This is a genomic window from Bacillus sp. XT-2, from assembly GCF_025696525.1.
GTDB classification, from domain to species: domain Bacteria; phylum Bacillota; class Bacilli; order Bacillales; family Bacillaceae; genus Bacillus; species Bacillus halotolerans.
Genome location: NZ_JAHVOC010000005.1, coordinates 1 through 20,313, shown reverse-complemented (window position 1 = coordinate 20,313; position 20,313 = coordinate 1). Strand labels below are relative to the sequence as shown.

General features: G+C 43.7%; 20 protein-coding genes and 1 pseudogene. 18 read left to right on the top strand and 3 right to left on the bottom strand.

The window, feature by feature from the left end; genetic code table 11:
* Window positions 1-60: 60 nt before the first annotated feature.
* Entirely contained in the window at window positions 61-3,507 is a 3,447-nt protein-coding gene (gene pyc, locus KXD37_RS14070) for a pyruvate carboxylase (protein WP_105954174.1), read from the top strand.
* Between the two features lie 417 nt (window positions 3,508-3,924).
* Here pyc and ctaA read toward each other — a convergent pair whose 3' ends face one another.
* A complete protein-coding gene (gene ctaA, locus KXD37_RS14065; protein WP_095714822.1) occupies window positions 3,925-4,845 on the bottom strand; it encodes a heme A synthase CtaA in 921 nt (306 codons plus the stop codon).
* A gap of 351 nt (window positions 4,846-5,196) precedes the next feature.
* On the opposite strand from ctaA, the gene cyoE reads away from it, so the two are divergent.
* From cyoE to ctaG, 6 genes are all read left to right on the top strand, one after another.
* Window positions 5,197-6,114: a heme o synthase gene (gene cyoE, locus KXD37_RS14060; RefSeq protein WP_010334129.1), complete on the top strand. Its 918-nt coding sequence runs from the start codon at window positions 5,197-5,199 to the stop codon at window positions 6,112-6,114.
* A gap of 240 nt (window positions 6,115-6,354) precedes the next feature.
* A complete protein-coding gene (gene coxB / locus KXD37_RS14055; protein ID WP_106020359.1) occupies window positions 6,355-7,425 on the top strand; it encodes a cytochrome c oxidase subunit II in 1,071 nt (356 codons plus the stop codon).
* Between the two features lie 32 nt (window positions 7,426-7,457).
* Window positions 7,458-9,326 carry a cytochrome c oxidase subunit I gene (gene ctaD, locus KXD37_RS14050; RefSeq protein WP_127695305.1) on the top strand — a complete coding sequence of 623 codons (1,869 nt, stop codon included), beginning with the start codon at window positions 7,458-7,460 and terminating at the stop codon, window positions 9,324-9,326.
* Window positions 9,326-9,949, top strand: a complete 624-nt coding sequence (ctaE, locus tag KXD37_RS14045) for a cytochrome c oxidase subunit III (RefSeq protein WP_010334132.1) — start codon at window positions 9,326-9,328, stop codon at window positions 9,947-9,949. Before ctaD ends, ctaE begins: the two co-directional genes overlap by 1 nt.
* A 2-nt stretch (window positions 9,950-9,951) precedes the next feature.
* A complete protein-coding gene (gene ctaF / locus KXD37_RS14040; RefSeq protein ID WP_024121287.1) occupies window positions 9,952-10,284 on the top strand; it encodes a cytochrome c oxidase subunit IVB in 333 nt (110 codons plus the stop codon).
* Between the two features lie 26 nt (window positions 10,285-10,310).
* Window positions 10,311-11,204 carry a cytochrome c oxidase assembly factor CtaG gene (ctaG, locus tag KXD37_RS14035; protein ID WP_263463625.1) on the top strand — a complete coding sequence of 298 codons (894 nt, stop codon included), beginning with the start codon at window positions 10,311-10,313 and terminating at the stop codon, window positions 11,202-11,204.
* Window positions 11,205-11,237: 33 nt separating this feature from the next.
* On the opposite strand, the gene KXD37_RS14030 is transcribed toward ctaG, so the two are convergent.
* Entirely contained in the window at window positions 11,238-11,600 is a 363-nt protein-coding gene (locus tag KXD37_RS14030; RefSeq protein WP_106020356.1) for a YugN family protein, read from the bottom strand.
* A gap of 139 nt (window positions 11,601-11,739) precedes the next feature.
* Between KXD37_RS14030 and KXD37_RS14025 the strand changes: the two genes are divergently transcribed.
* From KXD37_RS14025 to coaD, 8 genes are all read left to right on the top strand, one after another.
* Window positions 11,740-12,186, top strand: coding sequence for a CBS domain-containing protein (locus KXD37_RS14025; protein ID WP_127695303.1), 447 nt, complete (start codon window positions 11,740-11,742; stop codon window positions 12,184-12,186).
* 85 nt (window positions 12,187-12,271) lie between these two features.
* Entirely contained in the window at window positions 12,272-13,309 is a 1,038-nt protein-coding gene (locus KXD37_RS14020) for a CAP domain-containing protein (protein ID WP_101860694.1), read from the top strand.
* 439 nt (window positions 13,310-13,748) lie between these two features.
* Complete coding sequence (locus KXD37_RS14015; protein WP_188323711.1) at window positions 13,749-14,147, top strand: YlbD family protein; 399 nt, start codon at window positions 13,749-13,751, stop codon at window positions 14,145-14,147.
* A 15-nt stretch (window positions 14,148-14,162) separates the two neighbouring features.
* On the top strand, window positions 14,163-14,402 hold the full coding sequence (locus KXD37_RS14010; RefSeq protein WP_024121292.1) for a YlbE-like family protein: 240 nt from the start codon (window positions 14,163-14,165) through the stop codon (window positions 14,400-14,402).
* A gap of 127 nt (window positions 14,403-14,529) precedes the next feature.
* Window positions 14,530-14,979 carry a regulatory iron-sulfur-containing complex subunit RicF gene (ricF, locus tag KXD37_RS14005; RefSeq protein WP_010334140.1) on the top strand — a complete coding sequence of 150 codons (450 nt, stop codon included), beginning with the start codon at window positions 14,530-14,532 and terminating at the stop codon, window positions 14,977-14,979.
* A gap of 54 nt (window positions 14,980-15,033) precedes the next feature.
* Entirely contained in the window at window positions 15,034-15,306 is a 273-nt protein-coding gene (locus tag KXD37_RS14000) for a YlbG family protein (protein ID WP_024121293.1), read from the top strand.
* Between the two features lie 321 nt (window positions 15,307-15,627).
* Window positions 15,628-16,185, top strand: coding sequence for a 16S rRNA (guanine(966)-N(2))-methyltransferase RsmD (gene rsmD, locus KXD37_RS13995; RefSeq protein ID WP_024121294.1), 558 nt, complete (start codon window positions 15,628-15,630; stop codon window positions 16,183-16,185).
* Window position 16,186: 1 nt separating this feature from the next.
* Entirely contained in the window at window positions 16,187-16,672 is a 486-nt protein-coding gene (gene coaD / locus KXD37_RS13990) for a pantetheine-phosphate adenylyltransferase (RefSeq protein ID WP_044155995.1), read from the top strand.
* 12 nt (window positions 16,673-16,684) lie between these two features.
* Here the strand turns inward: coaD and ylbJ are convergent, their stop codons facing one another.
* The gene (ylbJ, locus tag KXD37_RS13985; protein WP_044155993.1) at window positions 16,685-17,911 is read right to left on the bottom strand and encodes a sporulation integral membrane protein YlbJ; all 1,227 of its coding nucleotides are present in this window, start codon (window positions 17,909-17,911) and stop codon (window positions 16,685-16,687) included.
* A gap of 180 nt (window positions 17,912-18,091) precedes the next feature.
* Here ylbJ and KXD37_RS13980 point away from each other — a divergent pair, with 180 nt between their 5' ends.
* The 3 genes and pseudogenes from KXD37_RS13980 to KXD37_RS13970 all read left to right on the top strand — a co-directional run.
* On the top strand, window positions 18,092-18,871 hold the full coding sequence (locus tag KXD37_RS13980) for a patatin-like phospholipase family protein (RefSeq protein ID WP_024121297.1): 780 nt from the start codon (window positions 18,092-18,094) through the stop codon (window positions 18,869-18,871).
* A gap of 4 nt (window positions 18,872-18,875) precedes the next feature.
* Window positions 18,876-19,901: a protease DdcP gene (ddcP, locus tag KXD37_RS13975; protein ID WP_188323712.1), complete on the top strand. Its 1,026-nt coding sequence runs from the start codon at window positions 18,876-18,878 to the stop codon at window positions 19,899-19,901.
* 98 nt (window positions 19,902-19,999) lie between these two features.
* Window positions 20,000-20,313 (top strand): annotated as a pseudogene (locus KXD37_RS13970) (IS3 family transposase); the annotation flags it as partial.

Below are 20,313 nucleotides of genomic sequence, written 5' to 3'. Positions count from 1 at the left end.
CACGTGAAGGATATTCCGATATGATAGATTATATTCCATTCGGGTAAGGGGGAAAAAAGTTTGTCACAGCAATCGATACAAAAAGTGTTAGTAGCAAACAGGGGAGAAATTGCAATCCGTATATTCCGCGCTTGTACAGAATTGAATGTTCGTACAGTTGCGGTTTATTCAAAAGAAGATTCCGGTTCCTATCATCGTTACAAAGCCGATGAAGCGTACCTGGTTGGCGAAGGAAAAAAACCAATTGATGCCTACCTGGATATTGAAGGTATTATTGATATTGCGAAAAGAAACAAGGTGGATGCGATCCACCCGGGATATGGTTTCTTATCTGAAAATATACATTTCGCAAGGCGCTGTGAAGAAGAAGGCATCGTGTTCATTGGTCCGACTTCTGAACATTTAGATATGTTTGGTGATAAGGTAAAAGCGCGTGAGCAGGCGGAAAAAGCCGGAATTCCTGTAATACCAGGAAGCGACGGCCCTGCAGAAACGCTTGAAGCAGTCGAACAATTCGGACAAACTCACGGTTATCCGATTATTATTAAAGCTTCGCTTGGCGGCGGCGGCCGCGGCATGAGAATTGTCAGAAGTGAAAGTGAAGTCAAAGAAGCATATGAACGTGCGAAATCAGAGGCAAAAGCAGCCTTTGGCAATGATGAAGTATATGTAGAGAAACTGATTGAAAACCCTAAGCATATTGAGGTCCAGGTTATCGGAGACAATCAGGGAAACGTGATTCATCTATTTGAACGGGATTGTTCTGTTCAAAGACGCCACCAAAAGGTAATCGAAGTAGCGCCGAGCGTTTCGCTGTCAACTGAATTGAGAGATCAAATTTGTGAAGCTGCGGTTGCGCTTGCTAAAAACGTGAACTATATAAATGCTGGTACGGTTGAATTCCTTGTCGCGAACAACGAGTTTTATTTTATAGAAGTAAATCCGCGTGTTCAAGTTGAACATACAATTACGGAAATGATTACCGGTGTTGATATTGTGCAGACACAGATACTTGTTGCCCAAGGCCACAGCCTACATAGCAAAAAAGTCAACATTCCGGAGCAGAAGGACATTTTTACAATCGGCTATGCGATTCAGTCACGGGTAACGACTGAAGATCCGCAAAATGATTTTATGCCTGACACAGGGAAAATCATGGCTTACCGTTCAGGCGGAGGCTTTGGTGTTCGTCTTGATACAGGAAACAGCTTCCAAGGCGCCGTTATTACGCCATATTACGATTCACTGCTCGTTAAGCTTTCAACTTGGGCTTTAACGTTTGAACAGGCGGCGGCCAAAATGGTTCGAAACCTTCAGGAGTTTAGAATCAGAGGAATTAAAACAAACATTCCGTTCCTTGAAAATGTCGCAAAGCATGAAAAGTTTCTGACAGGACAATATGATACGTCTTTCATTGATACAACGCCTGAGTTGTTTAATTTCCCTAAGCAGAAAGACCGCGGAACAAAAATGCTTACTTATATTGGGAATGTGACAGTGAATGGTTTCCCTGGAATCGGCAAAAAAGAAAAACCGGCGTTTGACAAGCCGTTAGCTGTAAAAGTCGACGTTGATCAGCAGCCTGCAAGAGGAACAAAACAGATTCTAGATGAAAAAGGCGCTGAAGGGCTTGCAAATTGGGTTAAGGAACAGAAATCTGTTCTATTAACTGATACAACATTCCGGGATGCCCATCAGTCTTTACTTGCGACTAGATTCAGATCGCATGATTTGAAAAAAATCGCTAATCCGACGGCTGCGTTATGGCCGGAGCTGTTCAGCATGGAAATGTGGGGAGGCGCGACCTTCGATGTAGCTTACCGCTTCCTGAAGGAAGATCCATGGAAGCGTCTGGAGGATCTCCGCAAGGAAGTGCCGAATACGCTGTTCCAGATGCTGCTTCGCTCCTCAAACGCTGTCGGCTATACGAATTATCCGGATAATGTGATTAAAGAATTTGTGAAGCAATCCGCTCAATCCGGTATTGATGTTTTCCGTATTTTTGACAGCTTAAACTGGGTAAAAGGGATGACGTTAGCCATCGATGCCGTTCGGGATTCAGGTAAAGTGGCTGAAGCGGCAATTTGTTATACAGGTGATATTCTTGATAAAACCCGTACAAAATATGATCTCGCTTACTATACATCTATGGCGAAGGAGCTTGAGGCTGCAGGGGCCCATATTCTCGGAATTAAAGATATGGCAGGTCTGTTAAAACCGCAAGCTGCATATGAGCTGGTGTCTGCGTTGAAAGAAACGATCAATATTCCGGTTCACCTTCATACGCATGATACGAGCGGCAACGGAATTTATATGTATGCAAAAGCAGTAGAAGCAGGCGTTGATATCGTAGACGTGGCGGTCAGCTCAATGGCTGGCTTAACATCGCAGCCTAGCGCGAGCGGATTTTACCATGCGATGGAAGGCAACTCCCGCCGTCCGGAAATGAACGTGCAAGGCGTGGAATTACTATCCCAGTATTGGGAATCAGTTCGTAAATATTATAGTGAATTTGAAAGCGGGATGAAGTCTCCGCATACTGAAATTTATGAGCATGAAATGCCTGGAGGCCAATACAGTAACCTGCAGCAGCAGGCGAAGGGAGTAGGCCTGGGCGATCGCTGGAACGAAGTCAAAGAGATGTACAGACGAGTAAATGATATGTTCGGTGATATCGTGAAGGTTACGCCTTCCTCTAAAGTAGTCGGGGATATGGCGCTGTACATGGTGCAAAATAACCTGACTGAAAAGGACATTTACGAAAAAGGCGAATCATTAGATTTCCCTGACTCTGTTATTGAGCTTTTCAAAGGAAATATTGGACAGCCTCATGGCGGATTCCCGGAAAAACTTCAAAAGCTCATTTTAAAAGGGCAGGAGCCGATCACAGTGAGACCGGGAGAACTGCTTGAGCCGGTATCCTTTGAAGCGATCAAACAGGAGTTTAAAGAGCAGCATAACCTGGAGATCTCAGACCAGGATGCTTTGGCGTACGCACTTTATCCCAAAGTCTTCTCTGATTATGTAAAAACTGCTGAAAGCTATGGAAATATTTCGGTATTAGATACTCCGACCTTCTTCTATGGCATGACATTAGGCGAAGAAATAGAAGTGGAAATTGAACGCGGGAAAACGCTGATCGTCAAACTAATTTCAATCGGTGAACCTCAGCCGGATGCAACTCGTGTGATCTATTTCGAACTGAACGGCCAGCCGCGTGAAGTGGTCATAAAGGACGAAAGCATTAAGTCTTCCGTTCAGGAAAGATTAAAAGCAGACCGTACAAATCCAAGTCATATTGCAGCTTCTATGCCTGGAACTGTTATCAAGGTACTGACAGAAGCGGGTGCCAAAGTTGATAAAGGTGATCATTTGATGATCAACGAAGCCATGAAAATGGAAACAACGGTTCAGGCGCCATTCTCAGGAACAATCAAACAGATTCATGTGAAAAATGGAGAGCCGATCCAAACGGGAGATCTGCTTCTCGAAATTGAAAAAGCATAATCAAAAAAGAGTGTATATCATTTGATATACACTCTTTTTTAGTGAGGAACGAGATATGAACGTGCAGCTGCTGCAACGAGCGGGGGCTGTTTCAAACGTGTGTGAAGGACGCATTGGTTGTCTGCTCGCGGGTGCAGGAATGAGAAAAGCTGATGCTTAATAAGCTTGGTATAATTACGGCTTCTTTTCTGGTGAGAATGAATTGACTTCTTGAGGAAAAGTTATTTTAATTAAAATCCTGTCCCAAACATCGATTGAGCAGCGCGTTTAGAATACATCATCGCCCGAGATTATCCAAACCTTATATAAATCATCAAGTTCAGTATGCAAACCGAAAGTTGAATTATATGAAGCTGCCGAAATGGAATGATAAAAAAGACCAAAGCGTATAAGAGCTTTGGTCTTGTGTCTTATGTCTTATACCCGTCTTGATTCGTAACGAAAACGTGCAATCAATAATAAGAAGTAGCATAAAACCCCAAACAGGCAGGCAATAAAAAATGAGTGCGCAAGCGCAAAGCCCAGCGCCAGTTCAGAATACACGATCATAATGCCGGACAGTGCCTGTAACGTGATAAAAATAAGACACGAAATCCAGCCCCAAAAGATTTGCTTTTGTTCTTTATAGGAAGTAATCGCATGAACAGCGGCAACGATGATCCATACAAACAGGAGCAAGGCTGCAGCTCTGTGCCCCATTTGCACCCATTCGTGAAATTGGGTCGGAAGTCCATTGTTCAGCCTGCTGCACAGCGGCACATCAGGACACGCCAGACTGGATTCTGTATGTCTTACGTATGCGCCAGTATACACAACGATATAGGAATATATCAAAATACCTATCATGTGAAATTGCATTTTCTTGCCGATTTGAAGCGGTTTGACCAGTTTTCTGGCTGATTTATCAGCTTCAAATATAAGCAAAGTTAATATTAAAACAGACGCAAAAGAAATTAGTGAAATCCCAAAATGAAGCGCCATAATAAGCGCGTTTGAACCGAACACGACAGCCAACGCACCAAGCAGTGCCTGAAGAAACAAAAAGATAATGGACATGATAGCGAGAAACGTTGTTTCACGGAAAACAGGTGTGATTTTTCTCCATGACCAAAAGGCAAGGCTTAATACAAGAATAATTGAGATGCCGCTTGCGAATCTGTGGCTCCATTCAATAATAGAAGCGGGATTCAGTTCAGGGAAGAAGCGCCCGTGGCACAGCGGCCACTGTCTGCCGCATCCTTGGCCGGAACCTGTTTTTGTAACGAGGGCTCCCCCGATTAAAACAATAAGCATCACAAATGTTGTCAAAACACCGAGAGCTTTTAATGCTTTATTCATACAATATCCACCTTCTTAACAAACTGCTGCAATTTTTTATACGTACCAAGTGTAAGCGAATATGTGTTTTGTGGCAATTCTTAGAGCCCTTTGTTCACAAAAATATAATAGAATCACGACTTCTGGAAATGTATACTTGATTATTCATGCCGGGTCTGATAGAAATAAGGTAAACGCATTATCGAATTGGCGTTTGCCTTCATCTTTGGTAAAATTCATAAAAAGTTCACAAATAAATTCCTGTTTCTCGTTTAATATTTAATAGGATGTTTTTTTACAAGTTGTTATCTTGTATGATAGAGTTGCAGGTTATTATAAACCTGCGTTAGGTTTGTAAGGGAGGTTTACGTTATGGCTAACTCCAGAATCTTAAATGATACAGCTATAGACGGACAAATTGAAGAAACAACGGCATGGAAAGATTTTCTGTCCCTCATTAAAATAGGGATCGTAAATTCTAATCTCATCACAACTTTTACTGGAATGTGGCTTGCTTTTCATATTTCCGGTTTAAGCTTTTTAGGCAATATAAACACCGTTCTTCTTACTTTATTTGGATCATCTTTGATTATTGCGGGGTCCTGTGCGATCAATAACTGGTATGACCGGGACATTGACCATATCATGGAGCGTACAAAAGTAAGACCGACGGTTACGGGTAAAATTCAGCCGAATCAGGCATTATGGTCTGGAATTTTGCTTGTTGCTTTAGGATTGATCATGCTGCTGATGACCACTGTGATGGCTGCTGTTATTGGTTTTATCGGAGTATTTACTTATGTTGTCCTGTACACAATGTGGACGAAACGCCGCTATACGATTAACACAGTAGTAGGAAGTGTTTCCGGAGCGGTGCCGCCTCTGATTGGATGGACGGCAGTAGAAGGAAATATCGGCGTCGTGGCATGGGTATTATTTATGATTTTATTCATTTGGCAGATTCCTCACTTCTTATCGCTTGCCATTAAGAAAACTGAGGACTACAGAGCCGCGAATATTCCAATGCTTCCTGTCGTATACGGATTTGAAGTAACGAAAAGACAAATTATTGTATGGGTTGCGTGCCTGATGCCGCTTCCATTCTTTTTAGGAAGCCTCGGTCTTCCGATTGTGATTCTCGGATTGCTGTTAAATATCGGCTGGCTGATTCTTGGCTTGATGGGCTTCCGTTCAAAAAATATCATGAAGTGGGCGACGATGATGTTCGTTTACTCACTGAATTACATGACAATCTATTTCGTTGCAATGGTTGTCTTTACGCTTTTCTAAAAAATAGATACATTGCTTGTTTTATCGCTTCAAAATAAACGATGACAACTAGTAAATGCCGCCTTGACCTTTTGTTTAATCAGGCGGCTTTACTTTTATACATAGATGGCATTTTGAGTAAAAAAACTCATAATTTAAGAGAAGAGGAAATGTAAGTGCTTTATTGGGAGGCGGACTGGATTGCGTTAAGAATCAATCTATTCTCCGCCGTTGTATTGACCAGAAAAGGGGTTGGGTGAAATGGTAAAGCATTGGCGTCTTATCTCATTATTAGCCTTAGTGCCGCTTCTGTTAAGCGGATGTGGAAAACCTTTTTTATCCACGCTCAAGCCTGCTGGCGAGGTGGCTGATAAACAGTATGACCTGACAGTGCTCAGTACATTGATTATGGTTGTTGTCGTAGCAGTCGTATCTGTTATCTTCTTTTATGTGATTGTGAGATTCAGAAGGTCGCGGGTTGGGGAGAACACGATACCAAAACAGGTGGAAGGGAATAAATTTTTAGAAATCACATGGACAGTGATCCCTATTTTGCTGCTCATCATTCTTGTTATCCCTGTCGTATTATATACGCTTGAACTCGCAGATACATCACCTATGGATAAGAAAAACCGCAAAGCCGAGGATGCTCTCGTTGTCAATGTCAGAGCAAATTTGTATTGGTGGGAGTTCGAGTATCCTGATTACGGCATTATCACAAGCCAGGAGCTGATCGTACCGACAGACCAGCGGGTTTATTTCAGTTTAAAAGCCTCTGATGTAAAACATTCTTTCTGGATTCCTTCAGCAGGAGGAAAAATTGATACCAATACTGATAACGAAAATACGTTCTTCTTAACCTTCGATTCAAAACGCAGCAAAGAGGCGGGAGATACGTTCTTTGGAAAGTGCGCTGAGCTTTGCGGGCCTTCACACGCACTCATGGATTTTAAAGTAAAGGCGCTTTCTGCGAAAGAATTCCAGTCATGGACAAAAGATATGAAAAACTATAAGACGGCAGCAGAAAGTGATTTGGCTAAGCAGGGGGAAGACCTGTTCAAAGAGAAGAACTGCCTGAGCTGTCATGCGGTCGAGCCAAATGATAAGCGTGCAGAGGCAGCAAGAACGGCGCCAAACCTTGCTACTTTCGGTGAAAGGACAAAAGTGGCAGGGGTGAAGGATGCGAATGAAGAAAATGTGAAAGCCTGGCTGAAAGACCCTGAGAGCATAAAGCCAGGGAACAAAATGACAGGAACATATCCGAAGCTTTCAGACAGTGAAATGGACGCGCTTTATGAATACTTAAAAGGCTTGAAAGCAGAAAGCAAGTAGGGAAGAAAGGGAGATATTGGGGGAGGTCACATATGTTGAATGCGCTTACAGAAAAGCGGACGCGCGGATCTATGCTTTGGGATTATTTGACGACGGTGGACCATAAAAAAATCGCGATACTTTATTTAATCGCAGGGGGATTCTTCTTTCTTGTCGGGGGAATTGAAGCGATGTTTATCAGAATCCAGCTTGCAAAGCCGGAAAATGCTTTTCTCAGTGCTCAAGCGTACAATGAAGTGATGACGATGCACGGGACGACAATGATCTTTTTGGCTGCGATGCCGCTTTTATTTGCTTTGATGAATGCGGTTGTTCCATTGCAGATCGGAGCGCGGGATGTTTCGTTTCCATTTTTAAATTCGCTTGGTTTTTGGCTCTTCTTTTTCGGGGGCATTTTCTTAAACTTAAGCTGGTTTTTGGGAGGAGCGCCAGATGCGGGCTGGACGTCATATGCCTCGCTTTCGCTTCATTCAAAAGGGCACGGCATAGACTTTTTCGTCCTTGGCCTGCAAATATCCGGACTGGGGACGCTGATAGCCGGGATTAACTTTTTGGCCACGATTATTAACATGAGGGCTCCCGGCATGACGTACATGAGGCTGCCTTTGTTTACATGGACGACATTTGTGGCGTCGGCATTAATTTTGTTTGCGTTTCCGCCGCTTACGGTTGGCTTGGCTCTTATGATGCTGGATCGGCTGTTCGGCACAAATTTCTTTAATCCTGAGCTTGGCGGTAACACGATTATTTGGGAGCATTTATTTTGGATATTCGGACATCCGGAGGTTTATATTCTGATTTTGCCTGCTTTCGGCATTTTCTCAGAGGTCATCCCTGTGTTTTCCAGAAAGCGATTGTTTGGATATTCTTCAATGGTTTTTGCGATCGTGCTTATCGGTTTTCTTGGCTTTATGGTTTGGGTGCACCACATGTTTACGACAGGTCTCGGACCGATTGCGAACGCAATCTTTGCAGTTGCTACAATGGCGATCGCGATCCCGACCGGGATTAAGATATTTAACTGGCTGCTGACGATTTGGGGAGGAAATGTGAAGTACACGACGGCCATGCTGTATGCCGTCTCATTTATCCCATCCTTTGTGCTTGGCGGTGTGACAGGTGTCATGCTGGCTGCGGCAGCTGCAGATTACCAGTTCCATGATACGTATTTTGTGGTGGCGCACTTTCACTATGTCATTATAGGCGGAGTCGTATTCGGGCTATTAGCCGGTGTTCATTTCTGGTGGCCGAAAATGTTTGGTAAAATTCTGCATGAAACAATGGGGAAAATTTCATTTGTTTTGTTTTTTATCGGTTTCCATCTTACTTTTTTCATCCAGCACTTTGTCGGTTTAATGGGAATGCCGCGCCGTGTGTATACCTTCTTGCCAGGCCAGGGCCTTGAAACCGGCAACTTGATCAGTACAATCGGGGCGTTTTTTATGGCAGCAGCAGTTATCCTCCTGCTTGTCAATGTCATATGGACTTCGGTGAAGGGCGAATATGTCGGAAGTGATCCATGGCATGACGGACGTACGCTTGAATGGGCTGTTTCGTCACCGCCGCCTGAATATAACTTTAAACAGCTTCCATTTGTCAGAGGGCTTGACCCGCTGTGGATCGAGAAGCAGGCGGGACACAAATCTATGACACCGGCTGAACCGGTTGATGATATCCATATGCCAAACGGTTCAATTCTGCCGCTGATCATTTCCTTCGGTCTCTTTGTCGCTGCCTTTGGTCTCTTGTATAGAACCGAGCACGCTTGGGGCCTGCCGGTGATCTTTATCGGACTTGGCATCACATTTTTTACAATGCTGCTCCGTTCATTGATTGATGATCACGGTTATCATATTCACAAAGAGGAACTGCCGAACGATGATAAAGGGGTGAAGGCGTAATGCAAATTGAAGAAAAATTCACCGCAGAGACCTTTCCAGCTTCTCCCGAAAAAGCAACACTGGAAGGGAAAAATAAATTTTTAGGATTTTGGCTTTTTCTTGGGGGAGAGACTGTTTTGTTCGCGTCTCTCTTCGCCACTTTTCTTGCACTACGGAATTCAAACGCCGGTGACCCGCCTACAACAGAAATGTTTGATGTCACACTCGTTTTTATCGCCACAATGCTCTTATTAACGAGCAGTTTAACGAGTGTGTATGCGATGTACCATATGAAAAACTTTTCATTTGGCAAAATGCAGCTCTGGCTGGGAATTACCTTGTTATTGGGTGCGGGATTTTTAGGCTTGGAAATTTATGAATTTAAGCATTACACACATGAGTTTGGCTTTACCATCACAAGCTCGGCGCTTGGCTCATCGTTTTATACGCTTGTCGGCACACATGGTGCACACGTGGCGTTTGGCCTTTTGTGGATCAGTACGCTGATGATCCGCAATGCAAAGAGGGGCTTAAGTTTATATACAGCACCTAAGTTTTACGTGGCCAGTCTTTACTGGCATTTTATTGATGTCGTGTGGGTCTTTATCTTTACCGTTGTATATTTAATGGGGATGGTGGGATAAACATGGTCGATAAAAAAAGCAGAGGACATATCAGCAGCGACCTTGAATATAAGAAAAAGAAGCATGCTCAGGAGATGAAATATCAAGTCATGTCTTTTGGCCTGATGATCGGCCTTACGCTCGTTGCATTTCTGACTGTGGCAACAGACGGCATCGGCAGCTGGTTTACGATTCCTTTCATTATACTGCTCGCGGCTATTCAAGTGATATTTCAGCTGTATTACTTCATGCATATGAATCAGAAAGGGCATGAAGCGCCGGCATTGTTTCTGTATTCAGGCATGTTTGTCGCGTTCATTACGGTGCTTGCGTTTGTTACAATTATATGGTGGTAATTTGAGCAGCCGCCGGAGGTGAAGACATGAATCAGTTAGACGTGTTTGGGTTTCGCGCCATGTGGAGCCCTTATCTTTTTTGTATCCTTTTAGGCATCACGGTGCTTTACATCTTTTTTTACAGGCGGTTGACTTCAAAGCCTGACCGTATCATGGGTAAAGAAATGGCCTGTTTTCTGTCGGCGATGCTGTTTTTATATGCAGCCGAAGGAAGCCCGGTTGATCTGCTCGGACATATTATGTTCAGCGCCCATATGGTGCAGATGGCTGTTTTGTATTTAGTGGTTCCGCCTTTATTAATCGCAGGAATTCCCGCATGGGCCTGGGAAAAAATGATTTTTCGGCCTGCCATTAAGCCGTTTTTTACATTTTTCTCTACACCTTTAATTGCATTGCTTTTATTTAACGGCATTTTTTCTCTATATCATGTGCCGCTAATATTTGATACTGTCAAAACGGATACGCTTTACCATGCGTTAATGACTTGGCTGATCTTCGTGTTAGCGTTTTTTATGTGGTGGCCGCTCGTACACAAGGTGGCTCGGCTCCCGCAGCTCAGCGGCCTGATGAAGCTGGGCTATATTATGGCGGACGGTATGCTGCTCACGCCTGCTTGTGCACTGATCATGTTTAGCGGCATGCCCTTATATGCCACTTATACCGATCCGTCTGCCTGGGCGGAAGCCATGAAGCTTTGTGTTCCTGCGGATATGCTGGGACAGGTTCCGTTAACAGGACCGGAAATGTTTAACACACTTCCTTTGTTAGAGGATCAGCAACTCGGGGCAGTTATGATGAAAATCATTCAGGAAATTGTGTACGGCGCTTTTTTGGCTATTGTCTTTTTCCAATGGGTGAAGAAGGAAAGGGAAAAGGATGGACAGGAGGAGCCGCCTTATATTCAGCAGACGATATCATAAAAGGTACAGCGGCAATCGGCTGTACCTTTTTTATTACATTTGAACTGTTTTCAGCATGTCGGAGATGTCCTGGATGAGTGCCTTGCTTTTGGTCACAACCTGCACTGGGAATTCTTCTGTTTCTCCGTATTCCACTCCGTGCGGGTAATAGTGTTTTCCTAATAGAGGGGGCATTAATTGAATAACGGCGCGGCCGCTTCCGACATCGCCCTCTGCCGCAATGCCTTGAACCCGCAGGTAAAACGTTCCCTCAATCGTCGAAAACTTTCTGTCATAGGTCACTCTTTCATAATCCCATTGACCGGCTCTGATGAGTCCCTTGCTTTCCATCAAATCGTCCAAGAGGCTGAGCTCAGCCTTTACCCCTTCAAGTCCGCTATCAGTAAACTTCAACACTGACCCCTCCTTATAAAAATTACCTTTCCTGACAATCATAGTATGAAAGCGTTAAACTTTCAATGAATCTTCTTCTTTTGAAAGTATGCAAAAATGAAAATTTGACGAAAATATCACTAGATAAAAGGAGGTTTTACGGATGACAAAAATAAAAGATCTGATGACAGCTGACTTGCAATATTGCACGGTATTAGATAATGTATATGAAGCTGCGGTAAAGATGAAAGACGCGGATGTAGGAGCCATTCCGGTAGTTGGTGAGGATGGAGAAACACTGGTCGGCATCGTAACCGATCGTGATCTGGTGTTAAGAGGCATCGCCTCAAAAAGGCCAAACTCGCAAAAAATCACTGACGCTATGACTGAAAAACCTGTCAGTGTTGAAGAGGACGCGCCAGTTGATGAGGTTCTTCATTTAATGGCATCCCATCAGCTCAGGCGCATACCTGTAACCAAAAACAACAAGCTGACTGGTATTGTCACGCTTGGCGATCTTTCCTTATCTGAACAAACAAATGAACGTGCCGGCAGTGCTTTATCAGATATTTCAGAGGACGAAAACAGAGAGCAAGGCTTTTTGCATTAACACATAAATCTTTGACATGTTAAATAGGCTGTATTGTAATGAAAAATAAGGCAAGACATGCAATTCACATCACGGGGGTGATAGATTGAAAAATATATTAAGAGCCATGGTTATCCTCTTGATTATTTGCGGAACTTATGTTCTGTTTATTCAATATGGGGCTGTTCCTGAAAAAAAATCAAATGACAGCGAACCTCAAGTCTCTAACGAGGAAGCGGCAAGCGGCAAACGAATACATATGCCGACTTCAGGATTATTGTCCTTTATGGGCAAATCCGCCGATGATGTAAAGAAAAAACTTGGGGAACCGGAACGTATTGACCCCTCGGCTTATGATTACGAATGGTGGGTTTACAATCAGGGAAAAGACCAGTATGTGCAAATCGGGATGCTGCACAATAAAGTGGTCACATTATTTGCGGCGGGAAATGATATTAACGCAAAGCCCTTCAAAATCGGTGAGTCAACGGGAGAAGTATTTAAGACAACTCAGGTGGCTCCGTTTGTAAATGTAGAGTATAAAGGAAATTCCTATCGGTTTGAGTTTTCTGAAGAGGACATCAATACCAGACCGACTGTAAAAGTAGGGAAGATGTACGTCCAGCTGTATATGGACAAATTTGAAGGGAAGCTATCCAGCATCAGGGCGTTTGATTCGCAAACCTTTGTCAAGCAAAGACCTTATGAGGTAGTGTACCGCGGTGAGTTAGTAGAACCGCAAACCGTTACGGAAGATAAGTGGAAAGAGATCCAATCAACGAGTGAAAAGCAAATACTTGATTTGACCAATGTTATTCGTGTCAAACATGGGTTAGCTAAGCTTGAGTGGGATCAGCCGACGGCCGAAGTGGCTTTTGGCCACAGTGAGGATATGAAAGAAAACAACTATTTCTCCCATGTATCGAAGAAATACGGCACGCTGAAGGACCGCTTAGAAAAAGGGGATGTCGACTTTGAGCAAGCGGGAGAAAATATCGCGTACAATTATGTGGACGGTCCGGCTGCTGTAGAAGGCTGGCTGAATAGTGAAGGCCATCGAAAAGCGCTTCTACATTCAGACTACACGCACCTTGGCGTCGGTGTAGACCGGAAGTATTACACTCAAAACTTTATTAAACGCTGAAATCAGCCGCGGACGACAGGTTCTGCGGCTTTTTATTGTTTCTGCAAAGGCTTTAGAACAAGGTGATTGCAGCAGACGAAGCTTTCTCAATGGATACTGTGAGTGACATTACCAAAAAAATGAACTTTTAAGGAGCTGAAGCTGGATCAACGTGTTGCTGTCCGGCTCTTTTTTGATGAGGAGACTTTAAGATCGGCCGGGGGCGATTAAGGATCTTGTTCTGATGGGCTTTGGAATGCGGCATCCCAAACATTTACAAAAGGCAGGAATCTTGATTTCAGGAACAATTAAGGCCCCGGCTTTATCGGGGGAGGAAGCTTCTGTTATTCTGCGCTTCTTGTTTTACGAGAAAATGATTTTTCGATGAATATTAGGCGAACACATTGGCTCACAAACCGATACATTGTAGTAGGTATATTTTTCGGAGGGGGTGAGGATTGTGGCGAATCAACATGCCAATCATTCAATTAATGACTTTAAACAATTCGTTAAAAAACATCCCAAGCTGATCAAAGAAGTGCGCAAAGAACAAAGAAGCTGGCAGGACGTGTACGAAAATTGGGTCCTTTTCGGAGAGAAAGACCCAATTTGGGACCCGTACAGAGAACCGGAGGAAGCCGCAGAAGCGGTACCCGAAACATCAGAAAAAAATGATTTTGTTTCTAAAATGGTTACAGCTGTGAAAAGGATGGATGTCAATCAAATGAATGAACAGATCAATAAAATGAGCCAATCGATCTCATCGTTGCAAAGCCTTCTCAACACATTTTCCGGAAGCGGACAGAAGCAATCTCAGCCAGGACCCGGACAGCATCCTTTTTCTTTTCGGAAGGATTAATAAAGGAGAGCTTATATGCGCAAAGACGTTCAGGAATTTATTTTAGCAGATAAAGAACGAAAACGATTCTTAAGAGAACAGCCGATATGGTACCGGAGGCTTGCAAGAAAGCCGGATGACTTGGCTTCATTTCAGCTTGAGATGATGAATTTTTACGAAAAAACCATTCCGCATCGGGTGAATCAATTTACGAACGGGATTCAAATGGCGCAAATGATGATGCAAATGTTCCAAGCAATGCGGACAAAAGATTAAAAGACCCGAAAATGGGTCTTTTTCATTGTGTAAACTAGGGAGGCTTTTACAACTTCATTTTTAAGTGCGGCTAAGCATTTTCCAATTGGCTGGTTTCATGGTAAACTAACAACTGGAGGTGCGTGCTATGTATGCGACGATGGAATCCGTGCGGCTTCAAAGTGAAGCTCAGCAGCTTGCCGAGATGATTCTGCAGTCGGAGACGGCTGAGAACTACCGCAATTGTTACAAGCGTCTCCAGGAAGATGAAGAGGCAGGGCGGATTATTCGTTCTTTTATCAAAATAAAAGAGCAGTATGAGGATGTGCAGCGTTTTGGCAAATATCATCCTGACTATAGAGAAATATCCCGAAAAATGAGGGAGATCAAACGGGAGCTCGACCTGAACGATAAGGTGGCCGACTTCAAAAAAGCAGAGACGGAACTGCAGTCTATTCTTGATGAAATCAGCGTTGAAATTGGGACAGCTGTATCAGAGCATATTAAAGTTCCGACTGGGAATCCTTATTTTGACGGTTTGTCTTCATGCGGAGGCGGCTGCGGATCAGGCGGCGGCTGCGGATGCAAAGTGTCATGACGAGACTGGCCGTCTCGTCTTTTACATATAAGAGAAATCAGGCAGGTGAATGTATTGGAGAATAGACGCCAAGGCATGATTGTGTATCTTCATTCTTTAAAGCAAAGCAAAATGCTGAGAAAGTTTGGAAATGTGCATTATGTGTCAAAACGCTTAAAATATGTCGTGCTGTATTGTGATATGGGCCAAATTGAAAAAACAATGGACAAGATCTCATCTTATTCTTTTGTTAAGAAAGTTGAGCCTTCATATAAACCGTTTTTAAAATTGGAATTTGAGTCAAAGCTTGATAAAGCAAAAGAATATGATTATAAAATCGGAATATAGCTGTATAAAAAAATCCCCGCAGGTTTCTGCGGGGTCCTTCTATTCCTTAACAAGTTAAGGAGAAGGCAAAGGGAGAGGAGAAACCGGAGGAAAACTTATGGGGAAACGTAAGTCTTCTCCGCGGTTGGCAACAACATCCTCTGGATGCTGTTGCTTATAGTATGGACAATGATCATTCCGCTTATACACTTGTATATGAAGATTAGCGCTCATTGTTTGAAAGAATGCTTTATGATAAGATAGGATTGGTTTTTTCTTATACATAACGGCGTCCGGCCGAACAAGGAAACAAAATAGCTTTTAGAAAAAGTGGTGTGGAACATGAGAGTAATTTCTGGATCAAAAAAAGGCCGTTCACTAAAGGCAGTGCCGGGAACATCAACGAGACCGACAACCGATAAAGTGAAGGAATCCATTTTCAATATGATTGGCCCTTATTTTGACGGGGGCAGGGGACTTGACTTATTCGCAGGAAGCGGAGGTCTTGGTATTGAAGCGCTTTCACGAGGGTTTGACCATTGTGTATTTGTTGACCGTGATTTTAAAGCGATTCAAACGGTGAAATCGAACTTGAAAACATTAGAGCTTACAGCATATGCAGATGTGTACCGTAATGATGCGGAACGTGCTTTGCACGCAGCTGCGAAAAGAGAAGCGGGCTTTCACGGGATTTTTCTTGATCCTCCGTATAAGGAACAAAAACTGAAGGCGCTCTTAAGTGTGATAGACGAACAACAAATGCTGGAAGATGGCGGCTTTATCGTCGCAGAGCATGACAAAGACGTCGAGCTTCCCGAAGCAGTAGGTGATCTAGTGATAACAAGGAAAGAAACCTATGGCCTGACAGGGGTGGCGATCTATAAAAAGAGGGGGTTGTGATGTGACGAGTATAGCTGTCTGCCCCGGCAGTTTTGATCCGGTGACCTACGGGCATCTGGATATCATTAAACGCGGGGCCAATATATTTGATCAAGTGTATGTGTGTGTGCTGAACAATTCTTCAAAAAAGCCGTTATTCAGTGTAGAAGAACGCTGTGAGCTTTTGAGAGAAGTGACAAAAGACATTCCGAACATAACAGTTGAAACGTCACAAGGGCTGTTAATTGATTATGCAAAAAGAAAAAATGCAAAAGCCATTTTAAGAGGCTTGAGAGCGGTGTCTGATTTTGAGTACGAGATGCAGGGAACATCCGTAAACCGTGTGCTTGATGAATCAATTGAAACCTTTTTTATGATGACAAATAACCAATATTCTTTCTTAAGCTCAAGCATAGTAAAAGAAGTGGCAAAGTATAAAGGTGCGGTGTCAGAATTTGTACCTCCGGAAGTCGAGAAGGCGCTTCAGAAAAAATTCAGGCAAGGATGAGTGTTTTTAAGCTCATCCTTTTTTTGTACCGTTTGTCAGTCTGTAAGAAAAAATGAAAATGTACGTAAACAGTGCACATAACGTGACAGCAGGGCCAATCTCCACAAGCAGATTCCATCCGCTGATAAGAGCTGTCGGCAGCTCACCTGTATCAAGAGATTTAAAAACGTACTGATCATGGTCATTCCACGCGGTGTAAAGAGGTTTCCATAACAGAATGACAAAAACGGCGGCATAAATGCCTTGCAGCACACGCGCGATAAAGAATGGTTTAAATCTGATGTCCGTCTCTGATAAAATGCCTGCCACCTGAGCCTGAACGGAAAAGCCGCTGAATCCGAGGATAAAGCTGACAACAACAGCTTTTTGCAAAAGGGAGACATCTGTCTCGCTGACAAGCTTGCTTCCTAATGTGATTTCAAACATTCCTGATAATAGAGGAATGTCCAATTGAGCGGGAAGCTGAAACAAGGTCAGTGCGCCTTTTGTAACAATAGAGAGAATGTCGGTCAGCTGTACGACGGATAACAAACGATTAAAGACAGAAAACAAAATAATAAAGCCGCCTACCATTAGAAGCGTTTGAACGGATGAGGTTACAGCGTCGCCCAAAATTTTTCCTAAAGGCCGTTTTTCCGCAAGCCTTGCGGTGTGAAGCGCATGTAAAGCATCTTTGATAGAAGGCAAAGATATGGTTTTATTTCTCATGAGCTGGCGCTCTTCTTTACGCCCGTAGGAGCGCATCGTTAAACCGACAGCCAAATTACCCAAATAGTGTGCAGATGCTAATAAAATACCTAATGACGCATTCTGAAAAAAGCCGACGGCGACAGCTCCAAAAATAAAGAGCGGGTTGGATGAATTGGTGAAGGAAGCAAGCCGTTCTGCTTCTACTCTTGAAATCTGTTTTTCCTGCCGCAGCCTTGCCGTCAGTTTTGCGCCCGCGGGGTTCCCTGATGCCATGCCCATGGCCAGAACGAAGCCGCCGACACCCGGCACGCGGAAAATAGGGCGCATAAAAGGCTCAAGCAGAACACCGACAAACCTTACAATACCAAAGCCGATTAATAGCTCAGACAGTATGAAAAACGGCAGCAAAGACGGAAATACGACCTCCCACCACATGGACAGCCCGGTTTTAGAGGCTTCGAATGAGGCCTGCGGATGTGAGATGACAGTCGCTGTTAAAAAAATAAAAAACGCAGCAATCAAAAGTGTATGAATCTTCGACAAGTTCATTCTTACCTCCCCGACGCTAAAAATGCACAATGACATGTATATCATGATAAAATATGGTATGACTCGAAACGGCCAAGCAGTACCTGTCCTCTTGACCCTTTGTACTAATATACGAGCATAGGGGTTCAGTTTAGACCATAGAATTCCGTATACAGGGAATTCGGGCAGGAGGTTAACATGTTGGCCAAACCTAAAATCGGGTTAGCGTTAGGATCGGGAGGCGCCAGAGGACTTGCTCATCTCGGCGTGCTTTCCAGTTTACATAAGCACCAAATTGATGTGGATATGATTGCGGGGAGCAGTATGGGCGCTTTGGTCGGCAGCTTCTATGCCGCGGGGCATGACGTGGAAACGATGAAAAAAGTCGCCAAGGCTTTCAAACGGCGGCTCTATGCTGATTATACGGTACCGAAACTCGGTTTTTTGAGAGGTGACCGTGTCAGGCAGCTCGTGCATGCTTATACATTCGGCAAACCGATTGAGGAACTCAAAATCCCTCTTGGAATTGTCGCGTGTGATCTGCAGACAGGAGAAAAGATTGTTTTCCGCAAAGGATCAGTGTCAGATGCGGTTCGGGCAAGCATCAGCATACCAGGCATTTTTATTCCGCAGAAGCTGGACGGACGGCTTCTCGTAGACGGCGCGGTGGTCGACCGTATTCCGGTTTCTGTTGTAAAAGATATGGGGGCTGACATTATCATCGCTTCAGATGTCTCCAGGGTTCGGAAAACCGAAAAGGCGGCGCATATTTTTGATGTAATCATGCAAAGTATGGATATACTCCAAAATGAATTGGTGCGACATCAGACGATTGCCGCTGATATCATGATTCGCCCTTCTCTTGAAACATACAGCTCCAGCTCGTTTGCCAATATTGATGAAATGATATCGGCAGGCGAGGAGGCAACAAACCGAATGATCAGCCAGATAAAAAAAGAAATAGAGAATTGGGAGGGCTAATAACTTGCTACGTAAAAAACATTTCAGCTGGATGCTTGTCATCCTCATACTGATTGCCGTTGTATCATTTATAAAACTGCCATACTATATTACAAAACCGGGAGAAGCGACAGAGCTCGGCTCACTGATAAAAGTGGAGGGGGGCTACTCGGAAACAGGGAGTCTGTCCTTAATGACTGTCAAAGTGGGACCGGCTAATCCATTTACATACGCATGGGCTAAAATGCACCCCTATTATGAAATTGTTTCTGATGAAAGCATCAAGGAAGAAGGCGAATCAGATAAGGAATATATGAAACGGCAGCTGCAAATGATGAAAAGCTCACAAGAAAATGCCGTCATCGCCGCATATCAAAAAGCAGGAAAAAAAGTAAGCTATTCCTTTAACGGCATCTACGCAAGCTCAGTTGTCGAAAACATGCCGGCGAAAGGGAAAATAGAAGTCGGCGATAAAATCATCAGTGCGGACGGAAAAAACTATCAGTCTGCTGAAAAGCTGATCGATTATATCAGCAGCAAAAAAGCCGGGGATAAAGTAAAGTTAAAAATCGAAAGAGAAGAAAAAGATAAGACGGTCACCCTTGCGTTAAAACAATTTCCTGATGAGCCTGGCCGTGCCGGAATCGGGGTTTCGCTGTATACGGACAGAAACGTCAAGGTAAAGCCTGATATTGATTTCGAAATCGAAAATATCGGCGGCCCGTCAGCGGGATTAATGATGTCGCTTGAAATCTATAATCAGCTGACAAAAACAGATGAAACAAAAGGCTACGACATTGCAGGCACCGGAACGATTGATGTTGACGGGAAAGTCGGCCCGATCGGCGGCATTGACCAAAAAGTTGTTGCCGCAGACAAAGCCGGCAAAGACATTTTCTTCGCTCCGAATCAAAACGGCGCCAGCAATTCTGATTACAAAAATGCAGTAAAAACAGCGAAAGACATTGATTCGGACATGAAGATCGTGCCTGTTGATACGATGCAGGATGCGATTGATTATTTGAATAAGCTGAAAGCGAAAAGCACCTGATATGGGACTGACCCCATAAGATGAGACAAATAAAAAACACCTTCAAGTTTGAAAACGGATAGTTGTTATCCGAAATAAGACTTGGAGGTGTTTTTTGTATGGGAACAAGAATGAGTTATCCGATTGAAGTCAAACAGAAGGCTGTAGAAATGAGATTGGCAGGCGTGCCTATGAAAGAGATCATGCAGGAATTGAATATCAGGAATAAGACGCAGGTTCAAATATGGGTTAGATGGCATAAAGCAGGGGATACACATCGATTTGAACAGCCTGTTGGTAAGCAATACACTTACGGAAAAGGTCCAGAGTATTCTTCCGAATTAGAGAAACTGCAGGCAGAGAACCGTTATCTGAGACAACAAAATGAAGTTTTAAAAAAGTACAACGAATTGGAAAGGAAGTTGATAGCCAA